The following is a 14,595-nucleotide window of genomic DNA, read 5'->3' as shown; positions in this document are numbered from 1 at the left end:
CGGAGGAACCACCGGCGGGAGCTATCAGTCCCACCGGCGGTTGTCCCCAGCCGTAGAGGTGTTGTAACGCGGGCTGCCGTGCGGCGAGGACTAGTTGTCCTTCTTGCCCTCGTCGTTGAGGCGCTTCAGGGTCTCGTCCGGGGTTTCGGCGGATGCCGTCGGGGTGCCCGCTTCTTCAGTGGTCAGGGAGGAGGCGTCATCCGGAACGGCCGGAGTCTCGGCTTCGACAGGCTCCACGATCTTGGTCACTGCCTGGCGGTGGACGGTGGCCAGGTTCCCGGGCGAGAGTTCCAGGACAACCTTGTTCTCGGCGTCGTCCATGGAGACAATCCGGCCAAAGAGTCCGAAGCTCGTCATGACCTCGACACCAGGCTCGAACTGGGACTGCAGCGTTGCCTGCTGCTCCTTGGTCTTCTTGTTGCGGCGGAACATCATGAAGATAAAGATTCCGAGCATTGCGAACAAGACGATGTTCATTGGATCCACAGGGAAGATTCCGTTCTGTACTGGCGTATCGGGTGTTTGGCAGCGTCCGCGTCGTTCCCCGTTGCAGAAAAATTGTGCCGGGCGGGCAACGGCTCCTCGGAGCCGCCGCGGGAACACAGACCCGAACGTGCCGGGTGTCATACCAGTCTAAAGGGAAAAGCTGGGACGACAGTGCTATTGACCGTTCGGTGCCCATTCGGGCGTGGACGCGGCGCTTTCCGGGTCCGGTTCGAACAGATCAAGCGGCTCCTGCCCGAAAACTCCGGCCGGTACGGCGAAGCCCAAGTGGGTCCAGGCCGGAGCCATGGCGATGCGTCCCCTGGGCGTCCTGCCCAGCAGGCCTTCGCGCACCAGGAACGGTTCCGCCACCGTTTCCACGGTCTCGGTCTCCTCCCCCACCGCAATGGCCAGGGTAGAAAGTCCCACGGGTCCCCCGCCGAACTTCGTAATGAGTGCCTCCAGGACTGCCCGGTCCAGCCGGTCCAGGCCTCGCTTGTCCACTTCATACATGTCCAGGGCAGCGGAAGCGGCGCGGGCATCAATCTGCTCAATCCCATGCACGAGTGCCCAGTCCCGGACCCGGCGGAGCAGGCGGTTGGCAATACGCGGCGTACCGCGGGACCGGCCGGCAATTTCGCTGAAGCCCGCAGAGTTGACCTTGAGGTCCAGCAGGCCGGCGGAGCGCCTGAGCACCAGTTCGAGCTCGGCCACGCTGTAGAACTCCAAATGCCCGGTGAACCCGAACCTGTCCCGGAGCGGTCCGGGCAGCAGACCGGCGCGCGTGGTGGCACCCACCAGGGTGAAGGGCGGGAGTTCCAACGGAATGGCGGTGGCCCCGGCGCCCTTGCCCACCACAATGTCCACACGGAAATCTTCCATGGCCATGTAAAGCATTTCCTCTGCCGGCCGTGACATCCGGTGGATCTCGTCCAGGAACAGGACCTCCCCTTCGGAAAGCGAGGAGAGGATGGCGGCGAGGTCCCCGGCGTGCTGGATGGCCGGACCGCTGCTGATCCGCAGTGGCGCGTTCATTTCAGCAGCCACGATCATGGCAAGGGTGGTTTTGCCCAGGCCTGGAGGGCCGGAGAACAGCACGTGGTCCGCGCTGCGTCCCCGCATCCGGGAGGCCTGCAGGACCAGCGAGAGTTGCCGGCGGACCCGGTGCTGGCCCACGAAGTCATCCAGGTTCTTCGGCCGGAGGGCGGCTTCGATCACCCGTTCCTCTGGTTCCTCCCCAGCCGCCACCACCGAAGGCTCAGCCACGGCTGCCTACGCGGTTGCCGGCCCGCGCGCCGTCCTGGCCCAGCCAGCGCAGCGTGGTCCGCAGGATTTCGGCCACATTGCCACGGAATTCAACCTCGGGATCGTCCGCAAGGGCCTTCTCAATGCTGGCAGCCGCGTCCTTTTCCGACCAGCCGAGGCTGGTCATGGCCGCCACCACTTGGGGCTTCCAGGCTGCTTCGGCCGGCGTGGACGCACCGGCGGCACCTGCCGTGCCGCGCGGCACCAGCTTGCCAGCCAGTTCCAGCACGATCCGTCCGGCCACCTTGGGGCCGATGCCTGGCACCGTCGTAAACGTTTTGCTGTCACCTGTGTGGGCAGCAACCCGGATCGCTTCAGGCTCGTGCACGGCGAGCACCGCCAGTGCGAGCCGCGGGCCCACGCCGCTGACACTTAGCAGGACGTCAAAAACTTCGCGTTCGTCGTCGGAGGCAAAGCCGTACAGGGTGAGTGAATCCTCGCGCACGATCAGCGAGGTGAAGAGCTTACCTTCCTCGCCGGTGCGGAGGCGGCTGAGGGTCTGCGGCGTGGCGTTGACGCTCATGCCCGCCCCGTTGAGGTCGATTACGGCAGTGGAAAGGCCAACGTGCGCAACGGTTCCGCGAAGGAAACTGATCAAAGCCGGGCTCCTGGTGTACTGCCGGGCTCCTGGGAACAGGACCGGCTATCCGAACATATCTACGAATACCCTAGCAAGCGCCCCGGACATTCAGCGCCCGCGGCGCGCTTTCGCCTCGGCGTCGGCCCAGGCGCGCTGGGCCGGAGTCAGCGAGAGGCTGCCGGGGCCGGTGGTGGCCACGGCGGCGCCGCTGCCCGCCCGCCAGGCGTGGGTGATGGCCAGGGCAAGGGCATCTGCAGCGTCCGCCGGCCGCGGCGGCGCGTCCAGCCGGAGGATTTTTGTGACGAGTTTGGTCACGGCTTCCTTGTTGGAGGTGCCGCTGCCGGTCACGGCTGCTTTCACCTCCGACGGCGTGTGCAGTGCCACCGGGATCCCGCGCCGGGCCGCCGCGGCAATCACCACACCGGAGGCCTGCGCCACCCCCATCACCGTGCTGACGTTGAGCTGGGAAAAAACGCGTTCGACGGCGAGCACGTGCGGCTCGTAGCGGTCCAGCCACTCGTCGATGGCCAAGGCAATCACCAGCAGGCGTTGGTCCAGGGTCTCCTCGGGAGAGGTGCCCACCACCCCGACGGCCACCATCGTGGCCCGCCGGTTCCGTTCGACGTCGACCACGCCGATGCCGCACCGGGTGAGGCCCGGGTCAACGCCCAATACGCGCAAGGTCACCCTGGGACATCCGCCCTAGGCCACAAAGCGGAAGGTCACTCAGCTTCCAGGGCGGCCTGGACTTCGTCGCTGAGGTCGGCGTTGCTGTAGACGTTCTGGACGTCGTCGAGCTCTTCCAGGGCGTCCACGAGCTTCATGAACTTCTTCGCGGCGTCGAGGTCCAGCGGAACCTGCATGGACGGCACAAACTCGGCCTCGTCGGTCTCGTACTCGATTCCGGCTTCCTTGAGGGCATCGCGGATGGCCTGGAGGTCGGTCGGCTCGGAGTGGATCTCAAAGCTGTCGCCGTTGTCCTTGACTTCCTCGGCTCCGGCGTCGAGGACGGCCATCAGTACGTCGTCCTCGCTCAGGCCGTTCTTCGGCAGCGAGACGACGCCCTTACGGCTGAACAGGTAGCTGACCGAACCGGGATCGGCGATGGTGCCGCCGTTGCGGGAGATGGCCAGGCGGACCTCGGAGGCGGCGCGGTTCTTGTTGTCCGTGAGGCACTCGATCAGCAGCGCCGAACCCTGCGGGCCGCGGCATTCGTACATGATCTCGGTGTAGTCAACCACTTCGCCGGTGAGGCCGGCACCACGCTTGATGGCGCGGTCGATGTTGTCGGCCGGAACGGAGGTCTTCTTGGCCTTGGTGACGGCGAGTTCCAGGCCGGGGTTGCCGGCGAGGTCCGGTCCGCCCATACGCGCAGCGACTTCGATGTTCTTGATCAGCTTGGCGAACGATTTTGCGCGGCGGCTATCGAGGATGGCCTTCTTGTGCTTGGTCGTTGCCCATTTGGAGTGTCCTGACATGCTTTACGCGTCTCCTCTGATCATGCGGATAAAAAGTTCATGTACGCGTTTCTCCCCAGTCACTTCCGGGTGGAAGGAGGTGGCCAGCAGGTGGCCGGAACGCACTGCAACAATTCTAGCTGTCCCCGGCAGACTCGCCGCGTGGGACGCGTGCTCAGGGTCTGCGGGCTCCACCTGGGCCAGGATCTCCACGCCGGCGCCGACGCGTTCCACCCAAGGGCCTCGGATGAACACTGCGTGGACTGGGGCAACGCCGGATTCCGTGGCGCTGAAGCCAAGACCCTTGAAATCCAGGTCCGTTTCGAATGACTCGCGCTGGCGGCCGAAGGCGTTGCGCCGCACTGTGATGTCCAGGCCGCCGAAGGTCTGCTGCGGGTTGCCGGCCAGGTCTGTGGCCGGGTCGGCGATCTCGTCGGCGAGGAGGATCATCCCGGCGCAGGAACCGTAGACCGGCAGTCCGTCGCGGATCCGGTCCCTCAACGGAACGGCCAGCTCAAAGGCGCGGGCCAGTTTGTCGATGGCCGTGGATTCGCCGCCGGGAATGATGAGGCCGTCCAGGCCGTCCAGTTCGGAGGGCCGGCGGATTCCGACGCCGGCGGCACCGGCGGCTTCCACGGCCCGGAGGTGTTCGCGGAAGTCGCCCTGAAGTGCCAGGACGCCGATCCGCAGGCCCGAGCCCACGCGTGCAGAAGCAGCCGAAAGGGGGTTTGTCATCCAATCAGCATAATGTGCGCGGGTCCCGGGGCGGCGCCGGAAGCGCTTCCCGGGAAGGGTTCTATGCCCTTGCTGGGATATATTACAGAGCATGCTTTACATCAGTGTTCCGCTCGGCAAGCTGGTCCGCCGGGTTTCCCGGCTCAGGGGTGGAGGGTCCGCGCTGCCCGGGCTCGTGGTCGAGAAAATCGATCCCGGCTTTATGCAGCGGACGCTCGCCACGCTCCCCCACGGCGTTGCCGTGGTGAGCGGAACCAACGGCAAAACCACCACCACAAAGATGGTGGTGGAACTCCTGGAAAGCCAGGGCCTGAAGGTCTTCACCAATCGCACGGGAAGCAACTTCACCCGCGGCGTGGCGGCCGCCCTGCTGGGCGAGGTGGACTGGCGCGGCAGGCTCGCCGCCGACGTCGCCGTCCTGGAGCTCGACGAAGCCCACGCTACGCATTTTGTGAACCGTGTTCCGCCCCGGTACAGCCTCCTGCTCAACGTCCTGCGCGACCAATTGGACCGGTTCGGCGAGATCGACAAAACGGCCCAACTGCTGCAGCATATCGCCGACAAAACCACCGGAACAGTAGTCCTCAACAGGGAAGATCCCCGGGTCTCCCGGATCGCAGAAACCCTCACCGGCAAGGACGTCGAGTACTTCGGCCTGGACGATTCCCTCCTTAGCACCTTCCCCAACGACGACGACATGCGGGCAGCGCCCGGCAGCCCCGCCCCCGCAGCGCTCCCCCACAAGCCAGCGGCCGACGTCGTACTCCGCAAAGTGGGGCCGGACACCGCCGATTTTGAGTACGACGGCGCCACGGTCACCACCGGGATGAAGCTCCGCGGCGTCTACAACATCTTTAACGCGGCTGCGGCGCTGACCTTGGCCCGCAGCATATGCGGCGGCGGTGCGGCCACCGCAGACCACGCCACCCTGCTCACCGCGCTGTCCCAGGTGGAGCCGGCGTTCGGCCGCGGCGAGAGCCTCACGGTGGGCGGCCAGCCGCTGGACCTGGTCCTGGTGAAGAACCCCAGCGGTTTCCGGCTGGGACTGAAGTCCTTCCCGGCGGGCGGTTACGCCACCATGATCGCCATCAACGACAACTATGCCGACGGCCGGGACATGTCCTGGCTCTGGGACGTGGAATTCGATTCGCTCCGCAGCGGCGGCGTGGACCAGCTGACCGGGTCCCGGGCCTACGACATGGCGCTGCGGCTGCAGTATGACGACGTCCGGATCGGCGGCGTCCAGCCGGAGATCGCGCCCGCCCTCGCCGCGTTCATTCGGGACGCAAGCGGCAAACCGAAGCGGATCTTCTGCACCTACACAGCCATGCTGGCCATCCGCCGCGAGCTGTCCAAAATCACCACAGTGGAGGTGGTCTCATGACCGCTGAATCAACCGGCATCGGGCCGGACGGCGTCGAACAGAATTCCAAGGGGACCATCCGGGTCCTGCAGCTCTACCCGCGGGACATGAACATCTACGGCGACTGGGGCAACGCCCTGGTGCTCAAGCAGCGGATCAGCTGGCACGGCTACACCCCGGAGCTGCTCGAGTACAACGTCGGCGACGAATTTCCCGCCGATGTGGACCTGATTGTCGGCGGCGGCGGCCAGGACAGCGGACAGCTGGTCATCAAAGACGACCTGCAGTCGCAGGCCGGCGTCCTCACGAAGCTGGCCGAGGACGGCGTACCGATGCTGGTGATCTGCGGGCTGTACCAGCTGTTCGGGCGCTTCTTCAAGACCCGTTTAGGCTCGGTCATACCGGGCATCGGCGTCCTGGACGTGGAGACACACGGCACGGACGAGCGCCTGATCGGCAACGTCAGGGTGGCCACCGAAGAGTTCGGCGAGGTGCTGGGATACGAGAACCACAGCGGGCAGACCACGCTGGGTACGGGCGTCCGGCCGTTGGGGACCACCGCGAAAGGTACCGGCAACAACAGCAGCGACGGTCACGAGGGCGCACGCTACAAGAATGTGGTGGCCAGCTACCTGCACGGTTCGCTCCTACCCAAGAACCCCGCCATCGCAGACTTCCTCATCACGACCGCCGCCGAGCGTAAATACGGCACCTTCACAGCCGGCGCACCGGACGACAGCTACGCAGTGCTGGCCCGGGAGCACGCTGCGCGCCGGCCGCGCTGAGTAGCGCTGCGCTGACGATTTCCCCGTCGAACTGTCTCAGGGATCCTTGGAGATCAGCAGTTCGTGCGCGCCCGCAGCAGCCGCGCCCATCGAGTCCACCACCGTGGCGGTCCTCACCCTGGTAGCGGCGTCGGCCTCGGGAGTTGAACAGACGCCCTGCGGCGCATCGGTTGCCACCGAGCACCAGCGGTACGGATCGCGGACAATCACCGAGGGGGCCCAGGCCAGGTCCGACGCCATCCACTTGCCGGCAGCGTCCTGGCTGAACTGAGCCCGCACCAGCAGGCCCTCATTGTTCACTACATACCAAGGCGATAGTTCCGTGACCCCGTTGCCCAGACCGTAGACGATCCAGGTTCCCTTGTAGTTTTCGATGGGCAGCACCGAGTGCGTGTGGTGGCCGTAAATCATGGTGAACTGGCCGCTGTCCACCAAGGCATGCGCCACGTCCTGCTGCTGGGCGTTCGCCTGGCTCGCGTACTCGTCGCCGGCATGCATAGCACCAAGCACGATGTCTGCACCCAGGGCCCGTGCCTTCACGGCTTTGGCGATCATGGTGGGCGCATCCAGCATGTCCACCTGCCAGTCGTATTCAGGGTATTGGCCGTTGAGCCCGTAGGTTCCCTGGATGATGGCAATCTTGGCGGCGTTGGTCTGCAGGATCAGGATTCCCTGCGACTCGGTCTCGGTGCGGTAGGAACCGGTGTGCTTCAGCCCCGCCGCATCCAGGGCGTCCAGGGTACGCAGTACGCCGTCCGTGCTCCGGTCGATCGTGTGGTTGCTCGCGGTGGTACAGGCCTGGTACCCCACCGCCTTAGCGGCCGTGATGATCTGCGGCGGGACGTTGAACGACGGGTACGCGGAGAACGGGCCATCGGGCCCGGCCACGGGCGTTTCCTGATGGCAGATGGCCAGGTCGCTGGCCTGGATGTACTTGCGTTGGCCTTCGAGGAGCGGGGTGAAGTCCAGCCCTGGTTTGCCTGCTGCGGCGGCATCGTCGCGGGCCTGTTGCCAGAGCTGGGTGTGGACCAGCATGTCGCCGGTCACGAGGACGGACGTGCACCGCAGCGTGGGACACGCCGGCCCGGCGCCGGGCGTGGGAGTGGGCGTCGGGGTGGGGGTCGCCGTCGGGCTTGGCTGCCTTGTCCCGGCGCCGGTACTCGCAGCTGCACCGGAGGAAGGAACGGCCTGTTCGGCGACCAGGCCGCATCCTGCCAGCAGCGCCGCGGCCAGGATGCCGGCGGACACCGCAGCAGCGGAAGGAACAGCAACAGCGCGCACCGAAGCAGCGCCCAACCTTTTCCCCATAGGCGTCATTGTAGATCTGGCCGGCGCGCAAATTCCGCAAAGCCGCGCGTTGAGAAGCAAGCGGCACTATGAAAGGTTAGCGTGATGACGAATCCCCTCCTCAGCGCCAGCGCCCTGCCCTATGGGCTGCCGCCTTTTGCCCGGATGAAACCATCCGATTACGCCGATGCCATCGACGCTGGCCTGGCGGAACATCTGGTGGAAATCCAGGCGATCGTGGACAACCCGGTGCCGGCGGACTTCGAGAATACGGCCCTGGCCGTGGAGAAGTCCGGCCAACTGCTCCACCGGGCGGCGGACTCCTTCCTCACCGTTGCCTCCGCCGACGCAACTGACGAAATCCGTGACCTGGAAACTGAACTCTCACCCCGCATTTCGGCCCATCAGGACGAGATCTACCTCAATCGCGCACTGTTCGACAGGTTCGCGGCGATTGACACCTCCGGGCTTGACCCTGAGTCCGTCCGGATCGTGGAGGAGTACGTGAAGGAGTTCCGCCAGTCCGGGATCCAGCTCGAGAAGCCGGGCCAGGAACGGCTGAAGGAAATCAACGCGGAGCTGTCCAAACTGGGCACGGAGTTTGGCCAGCGCGTGAAGGAGGCCATGAAATCGGCCGCATTGCTGCTGGACACAGCAGACGAGCTGGCCGGCTTGCCGGCAGACGATGTCGCCAGCGCCGCTGAGGCGGCCCGCGCCGTTGGCCACCACGGAAAATTCCTATTGACGCTCATCCAGCCCAGCGACCAGCCCGCCCTGGCTGCCCTGGAAAATCGGGACGTCCGCCGTCGGCTGTTTGAGGCCTCGATCGGCCGGGGCAGTGACGGCGGTGGCCTCGACGTCCTGGAACTGGTCAGGTCGACGGCCCGCCTGCGCGCTGAAAAGGCAGCCCTTTTGGGTTTCGCCAACTATGCCGAACTCGTGGCGGACCGCCAAACGGCCCGCGACTTTGAGGCGGTCCAGTCCATGTTGAAAAGGCTGGCCCCCGCCGCGGTCCGTAATGCCGACGCCGAGGCTGCGGCCCTGACCGAGGCGGCAGGGCATCCGCTGGAGGCCTGGGACTGGGCGTTTTACTCAGCCAAGGTGCGGCGGGAAAAGTATGCCGTGGACGAGCAGGCACTCCGCCCCTATTTCGAGCTGGACCGCGTTCTCCGGGACGGCGTCTTCTTCGCCGCCACATCCCTCTACGGCATCACCTTCCACGAACGGAAGGACCTCGCAGGGTACCACCCGGACGTCCGCGTCTGGGAGGTCCGGGACCAGGACGGCAGCGGGCTGGGGTTGTTCCTGGGAGACTACTACACCCGCGAATCCAAGCGGGGCGGGGCCTGGATGAACTCGCTGGTGGACCAGTCGGACCTGCTCGGCACCCGGCCGGTGGTGATCAACAACCTCAATATTTCCAAGCCGCCGGCAGGCGAACCCACGCTCCTGACGCTGGACGAGCTGCGCACCACGTTCCACGAGTTCGGACACGCACTCCACGGCTTGTTGTCGAACGTGACGTATCCGCGGTTCGCCGGGACTGCCGTCCCCCGCGACTTTGTGGAATACCCGTCGCAGGTCAACGAGATGTGGATCCTGTGGCCGGAGGTGCTGGCAAATTATGCCCGGCACCACGCCACCGGCGAACCGCTTCCGCAGCAGGTTGTGGACAAGCTGAACGACTCACGGCTCTGGGGCGAAGGCTTCGGGACCACGGAATACCTCGGCGCTGCGCTGCTGGATCTGGCCTGGCATGTGCTGGACGAAACCGGAATCCCCGACGACGTCCTGGCGTTCGAGGCGAAGTCCCTAGCAGCCGCGGGCGTGGCTCATGCCCTGATCCCGCCGCGATACCGCACCGGCTATTTCCAGCACATCTTCGCGGGAGCCGGCTATGCGGCCGGTTATTACTCGTACATCTGGAGTGAGGTGCTGGATGCCGAAACCGTGGACTGGTTCACCGAGAACGGCGGTCTAACGCGCGCCAACGGCGAACGCTTCCGCCAGGAGCTGCTCTCCCGCGGCAACAGCCGGGACCCGCTGGAATCCTTCCGCGCGCTCCGCGGCCGCGACGCCCGGCTGGAGCCCCTGTTGAAACGCCGCGGCCTCGACTAACGCACCACTCCCCCAACTGACTGGCACTTAACGTCGTGAAAAGCGAATTTCGCGACGTTAACTGCGAGTCAGATGGGTTTAGCGGACGACGGCGGCGGGCCACCTTCGAAAAGTGACCCGCCGCCGTCGTACTGCTTTGGAGCTGTTACCAGCCGCGCTCGGAGAGGCGGTGCGGCTGCGGGATCTCGTCGACGTTGATGCCCACCATGGCCTCGCCGAGGCCGCGGGAGGCCTTGGCGATAACGTCGGGGTCATCGAAGAACGTGGTGGCCTTGACCACGGCAGCGGCACGCTGGGCCGGGTTGCCGGACTTGAAGATGCCCGAACCGACGAACACGCCGTCGGCGCCGAGCTGCATCATCATCGCAGCGTCGGCCGGGGTGGCGATGCCGCCCGCGGTGAACAGCACCACGGGGAGCTTGCCGGCGGCGGCAACTTCCTTGACCAGTTCGTACGGGGCCTGCAGCTCCTTGGCCGCGACGTAAAGCTCGTCCTCGGCCAAGGCGGAAAGCTTGGCGATCTCGGCGCGGATCTGGCGCATGTGGCCGGTGGCGTTGGAGACGTCGCCGGTGCCGGCCTCACCCTTGGAACGGATCATGGCCGCGCCTTCGTTGATGCGGCGCAGCGCCTCACCAAGGTTCGTGGCGCCACAGACGAAGGGAACCTTGAAGTTCCACTTGTCGATGTGGTGGACGTAGTCGGCCGGGGTCAGGACCTCGGACTCGTCAATGTAGTCCACGCCTAACGACTGCAGGACCTGGGCCTCTACGAAGTGGCCGATCCGGGCCTTGGCCATGACCGGGACGGACACGGCTGCGATGATCTTGTCGATCATGTCCGGGTCCGACATCCGGGACACGCCGCCCTGGGCACGGATATCAGCCGGTACGCGTTCCAGCGCCATCACTGCAACGGCACCGGCGTCTTCGGCGATGCGGGCCTGTTCAACGTTGACGACGTCCATGATGACGCCGCCCTTGAGCATCTCAGCCATGCCGCGCTTGACGCGGTTGCTGCCCGTGACGCTGTTCGCGGACGAACCGGCTTCGCTGCTTACATCAGGTGTAGACACAAAAACCCCTATGGGTAGATAGATGATCTTCGCCGGGCGTGAGGGCGGCAAGAAACCGAAGGTACACGCACCGGGTTGCCGGATCCATTGACCGGGCAGTCACAATACTAGTCCCACGGCAGGCGGCGGGCTTAATCAGGCTTAATCCGAAGCTGCGGACTCCGCAAAGGCCTGGCGGTGGACGGTGGCTACGCGCTGGATGATCGTGATGAGGCTGGCCAGGGCCAGGAGTCCAAGCGTCACCAGAAGAACCACCGGGGGCAATCCCAGGCCGGTAAATCCGGTGACCACGAGCACCGAAACCAGTCTCTCGGCGCGCTCGGCGATGCCCACATTCGCCGTGAAGCCAAGGGATTCGGCCTTGGACCGCGCATACGAGACCACCATGCCCAAAACGAGGCACAGCATGGCGGCGACGGCGATGGCGTAATCCGCGCCCCCGGTGAAGAACCAGATGGCCACACCCGCGAACAGCGCGCCGTCGGCGATCCTGTCCAAGGTGGAGTCCAGGAAGTTTCCCCACCGGCCGCCGGTGTCCCGCAGCCGGGCCATAATGCCGTCAAGCACGTCCGAGAAAATGAACGCGGTAATGAACAGGGTCCCCCACCAGAGCTGGCCGAGGGGGTAGAAGACCAACGCACCCACCACCACCCCGGCGGTTCCGATGACCGTCACAGCATCAGGGGAAACACCGATTTTCAGGAGCCAGCGCGCAAGCGGAGTGAAAAGCGCGGTGAAAAACCCGCGCGCATGCCTATTCAGCATCCGTCTCCCCGGGCCAGGCCTCTGCAACCTGTTGGCGGACTTCATCCAGGGTCTGCGTGATGGCCTTGGTCTGGGCAATGATGGGGAAGAAGTTGCCGTCCCCGCCCCAGCGCGGCACGATGTGCTGGTGCAGGTGCGCGGCGATTCCTGCCCCGCCCACTACGCCCTGGTTCATGCCGAGGTTGAACCCGCCCGGGTTCGCCACCTTGCGCAGGACCCGCATGGCCGTCTGGGTGATCTCCGCAAATTCCGCGGTCTCTTCCACCGTGAGGTCCGTGTAGTCCGGGACATGCCGGTACGGGCAGACCAGGAGGTGCCCCGGATTGTAGGGAAACAGGTTGAGGACCACGTAACAGGTCTTGCCCCGGTAGACGATCAGGGCTTCCTCGTCAGTCCGGCCCGGACCCACGCAGAAGGGACAGTCGTTCTCGTTCTTGAACTGGTGCTGGCCGCCCTTGATGTAGGCCATCCGGTGCGGAGTCCACAGGCGCTGGAAAGCATCCGGCACGCCCGCGAGCTCAAAGTCATCTGTCACGCCGGCATCCCCTGGATAGCCTGCGCCTGTGTTCTCCTGCACCGTGTTCTTATCCGTTTCCGCTAGCTGGTCCGGTTACGGACGGCTTCCGTGATTCGCTTGACGGCCTCGGCCACCGGCACGCCGTTGTCCTGGCTCCCGTCACGGAAACGGAAGGACACCGCGCCCGCCTCGGCGTCGTCGCCGCCGGCGATCAGGACAAACGGGATCTTGTCCTTGCTGGCGGTGCGGATCTTCTTGGGGAACCTGTCTGAGGACGTGTCCACCTCTGCGCGGATGCCCGCCGCCTTGAGCTGGTCAACGACGTCGAACATGTATTCGTTGAACGTTTCGGCTACCGGGATGCCCACCACCTGCACGGGGGAAAGCCACGCGGGGAACGCGCCGGCGTAGTGCTCGGTGAGGACACCCATGAACCGCTCGATGGAACCGAAGAGCGCACGGTGGATCATCACAGGACGCTGGCGCGTGCCGTCGGCTGCCTGGAATTCCAGCTCGAAGCGTTCCGGGAGGTTGAAGTCCAACTGGATGGTGGACATCTGCCAGGTTCGCCCGAGTGCATCCTTGGTCTGGACGGAGATCTTCGGGCCGTAGAAGGCCGCGCCGCCCGGATCCGCGACGAGTTCCAGGCCGGATTCCTCAGCCACTTCGGCGAGTGTCCGGGTGGCTTCTTCCCAGGCTGCGTCTTCGCCGACGTACTTCTCCGGGTCCTTGGTGGACAGCTCCAGGTAGAAGTCGTTCAGGCCGTAGTCCTTCAGCAGGTCGAGCACGAACTTCAGGGTCTTGGTGAGTTCGTCCTTCATCTGCTCGCGGGTGCAGTAGATGTGGGCGTCGTCCTGTGTCATGCCACGGACCCGGGTCAGGCCGTGTACCACGCCGGACTTTTCGTACCGGTACACCGAACCGAATTCGAAGAGACGCAGGGGAAGTTCCCGGTAGGACCGTCCACGCGAGCGGAAGATCAGGTTGTGCATGGGGCAGTTCATCGGCTTCAGGTAGTAGTCCTGGCCGGGCTTGCGCACGGTGCCGTCCTCGTTGAGTTCGGCATCCACGTGCATGGCCGGGAACATGCCCTCCTTGTACCAGTCCAGGTGGCCGGAGACTTCGTAGAGGTGGCCCTTGGTGATGTGGGGCGTGTAGACGAACTCGTAGCCGGCATCGACGTGGCGCTGGCGGGAGTAGTCCTCCATCTCCTTGCGGATGATGCCGCCCTTGGGGTGGAACACCGGCAGGCCGGAGCCCAGCTCGTCGGGGAAGGAGAACAGGTCAAGCTCGACGCCGAGCTTGCGGTGGTCGCGCCGCTCAGCCTCGGCGATGCGCTCCTGGTAGGCCTTCAGCGCGTCTTTGGTTGGCCAGGCGGTGCCGTAGATACGCTGCAGCTGCTGGTTCTTCTGGTTGCCCAGCCAGTACGCGGAGGAGGACCGGGTCAGGGCGAAGGCGTTGGAGATCAGCTTGGTGTTGGGCAGGTGCGGGCCGCGGCAGAGGTCGCACCAGACCGTGGTGCCCTCTTTGCGCTCGACGTTGTCGTAGATGGTGATGTCGCCGGCGCCGACCTCGACGTTGACGCCCTCGCCGGCTTCGGCGGCGTTGTTCTTCTTGCCCAGGAGCTCGAGCTTGTAGGGCTCGTTCTTCATGGCCTCGCGGGCCTCGTCCTCGCTGACCACGCGGCGGACGAACTTCTGGTTCTGGTTGACGATCTTGAGCATCATCTTCTCGAGGGTCTTGAGGTCCTCGGGGGTGAACGGTTCTGCGACGTCGAAGTCGAAGTAGAAGCCGTCGGTGATGTACGGGCCGATGCCCAGCTTGGCGTCCGGGCGCAGCTGCTGCACGGCCTGGGCCATGACGTGGGCGGTGGAGTGGCGGAGGACGTCCAGGCCATCCGGGGAATCGATGGTGACGCCCTCGATCTCGGCGCCCTCGGGCAGCTCCTGGTCCAGGTCCTTCAGCTCGCCGTTGACGCGGGCAACAACAACATCGCGGCGCTCAAAGAAGAGTTCCGCACCGGTTGTCCCGGTAGTCACCTTGGTCTCTTCGCCATCGACGATGAGGGTGATCTGCTGGGCATCTGACACGGGTGTCTCCTATTCAAAGTTTTAGGCTTCATAGCTTG

The 14,595-nt window shown here is 65.2% G+C and carries 14 protein-coding genes; 3 read left to right on the top strand and 11 right to left on the bottom strand.

All coding sequences use genetic code 11. The features are described from left to right. Positions 1-90: 90 nt before the first annotated feature. The 6 genes from yajC to pdxT form a co-directional block, all read right to left on the bottom strand. On the bottom strand, positions 91-477 hold the full coding sequence (gene yajC, locus NG701_RS01005) for a preprotein translocase subunit YajC (protein ID WP_252563545.1): 387 nt from the start codon (positions 475-477) through the stop codon (positions 91-93). A 183-nt stretch (positions 478-660) separates the two neighbouring features. Beyond that, entirely contained in the window at positions 661-1,749 is a 1,089-nt protein-coding gene (gene ruvB / locus NG701_RS01000) for a Holliday junction branch migration DNA helicase RuvB (RefSeq protein WP_252563542.1), read from the bottom strand. Beyond that, entirely contained in the window at positions 1,742-2,386 is a 645-nt protein-coding gene (ruvA, locus tag NG701_RS00995) for a Holliday junction branch migration protein RuvA (RefSeq protein WP_252563539.1), read from the bottom strand. Before ruvA ends, ruvB begins: the two co-directional genes overlap by 8 nt. 90 nt (positions 2,387-2,476) lie before the next feature. After that, entirely contained in the window at positions 2,477-3,055 is a 579-nt protein-coding gene (gene ruvC, locus NG701_RS00990; protein ID WP_185260676.1) for a crossover junction endodeoxyribonuclease RuvC, read from the bottom strand. Between the two features lie 35 nt (positions 3,056-3,090). Next, positions 3,091-3,846, bottom strand: a complete 756-nt coding sequence (locus tag NG701_RS00985; RefSeq protein ID WP_252563536.1) for a YebC/PmpR family DNA-binding transcriptional regulator — start codon at positions 3,844-3,846, stop codon at positions 3,091-3,093. A gap of 3 nt (positions 3,847-3,849) precedes the next feature. After that, positions 3,850-4,560 (bottom strand): pyridoxal 5'-phosphate synthase glutaminase subunit PdxT, encoded by a 711-nt coding sequence (pdxT, locus tag NG701_RS00980; RefSeq protein ID WP_252563533.1) that lies wholly within the window; start codon positions 4,558-4,560, stop codon positions 3,850-3,852. A 91-nt stretch (positions 4,561-4,651) separates the two neighbouring features. On the opposite strand from pdxT, the gene NG701_RS00975 reads away from it, so the two are divergent. Further along, the gene (locus NG701_RS00975; protein ID WP_252563530.1) at positions 4,652-5,944 is read left to right on the top strand and encodes a Mur ligase family protein; all 1,293 of its coding nucleotides are present in this window, start codon (positions 4,652-4,654) and stop codon (positions 5,942-5,944) included. Beyond that, a complete protein-coding gene (locus NG701_RS00970) occupies positions 5,941-6,708 on the top strand; it encodes a type 1 glutamine amidotransferase (protein ID WP_252563527.1) in 768 nt (255 codons plus the stop codon). Before NG701_RS00975 ends, NG701_RS00970 begins: the two co-directional genes overlap by 4 nt. Positions 6,709-6,744: 36 nt before the next feature. Here the strand turns inward: NG701_RS00970 and NG701_RS00965 are convergent, their stop codons facing one another. After that, positions 6,745-8,016 (bottom strand): CapA family protein, encoded by a 1,272-nt coding sequence (locus NG701_RS00965; protein WP_252563523.1) that lies wholly within the window; start codon positions 8,014-8,016, stop codon positions 6,745-6,747. Between the two features lie 84 nt (positions 8,017-8,100). On the opposite strand from NG701_RS00965, the gene NG701_RS00960 reads away from it, so the two are divergent. Further along, positions 8,101-10,113, top strand: coding sequence for a M3 family metallopeptidase (locus NG701_RS00960; protein ID WP_252563520.1), 2,013 nt, complete (start codon positions 8,101-8,103; stop codon positions 10,111-10,113). A gap of 145 nt (positions 10,114-10,258) precedes the next feature. Here the strand turns inward: NG701_RS00960 and pdxS are convergent, their stop codons facing one another. The 4 genes from pdxS to thrS all read right to left on the bottom strand — a co-directional run bounded on the left by pdxS (position 10,259) and on the right by thrS (position 14,557). Further along, positions 10,259-11,185, bottom strand: coding sequence for a pyridoxal 5'-phosphate synthase lyase subunit PdxS (gene pdxS / locus NG701_RS00955; RefSeq protein WP_104060760.1), 927 nt, complete (start codon positions 11,183-11,185; stop codon positions 10,259-10,261). 141 nt (positions 11,186-11,326) lie between these two features. Then, on the bottom strand, positions 11,327-11,950 hold the full coding sequence (gene pgsA, locus NG701_RS00950; protein ID WP_056340363.1) for a phosphatidylinositol phosphate synthase: 624 nt from the start codon (positions 11,948-11,950) through the stop codon (positions 11,327-11,329). Further along, positions 11,940-12,527 (bottom strand): HIT family protein, encoded by a 588-nt coding sequence (locus NG701_RS00945; protein ID WP_056340364.1) that lies wholly within the window; start codon positions 12,525-12,527, stop codon positions 11,940-11,942. Before NG701_RS00945 ends, pgsA begins: the two co-directional genes overlap by 11 nt. Positions 12,528-12,547: 20 nt before the next feature. Next, positions 12,548-14,557 carry a threonine--tRNA ligase gene (gene thrS / locus NG701_RS00940; RefSeq protein ID WP_252563517.1) on the bottom strand — a complete coding sequence of 670 codons (2,010 nt, stop codon included), beginning with the start codon at positions 14,555-14,557 and terminating at the stop codon, positions 12,548-12,550. Positions 14,558-14,595 lie beyond the last annotated feature (38 nt).

The organism is Pseudarthrobacter cellobiosi, from assembly GCF_023913815.1.
Taxonomy (GTDB): Bacteria; Actinomycetota; Actinomycetes; order Actinomycetales; family Micrococcaceae; genus Arthrobacter; species Arthrobacter cellobiosi.
The sequence above is the reverse complement of the archived record's forward strand: the minus strand, read 5'-3'. Positions and strand labels throughout refer to the sequence as shown.

What these genes read in the sequence shown, in the direction of transcription:
- NG701_RS00975 (WP_252563530.1), top strand. Translation starts at nt 4,652, where the DNA reads ATGCTTTACATCAGTGTTCCGCTCGGCAAGCTGGTCCGCCGGGTTTCC.
- yajC (WP_252563545.1), bottom strand. Translation starts at nt 477, where the DNA reads ATGAACATCGTCTTGTTCGCAATGCTCGGAATCTTTATCTTCATGATG.
- NG701_RS00960 (WP_252563520.1), top strand. Translation starts at nt 8,101, where the DNA reads ATGACGAATCCCCTCCTCAGCGCCAGCGCCCTGCCCTATGGGCTGCCG.
- NG701_RS00970 (WP_252563527.1), top strand. Translation starts at nt 5,941, where the DNA reads ATGACCGCTGAATCAACCGGCATCGGGCCGGACGGCGTCGAACAGAAT.
- pgsA (WP_056340363.1), bottom strand. Translation starts at nt 11,950, where the DNA reads ATGCTGAATAGGCATGCGCGCGGGTTTTTCACCGCGCTTTTCACTCCG.
- pdxT (WP_252563533.1), bottom strand. Translation starts at nt 4,560, where the DNA reads ATGACAAACCCCCTTTCGGCTGCTTCTGCACGCGTGGGCTCGGGCCTG.
- NG701_RS00985 (WP_252563536.1), bottom strand. Translation starts at nt 3,846, where the DNA reads ATGTCAGGACACTCCAAATGGGCAACGACCAAGCACAAGAAGGCCATC.
- NG701_RS00965 (WP_252563523.1), bottom strand. Translation starts at nt 8,016, where the DNA reads ATGGGGAAAAGGTTGGGCGCTGCTTCGGTGCGCGCTGTTGCTGTTCCT.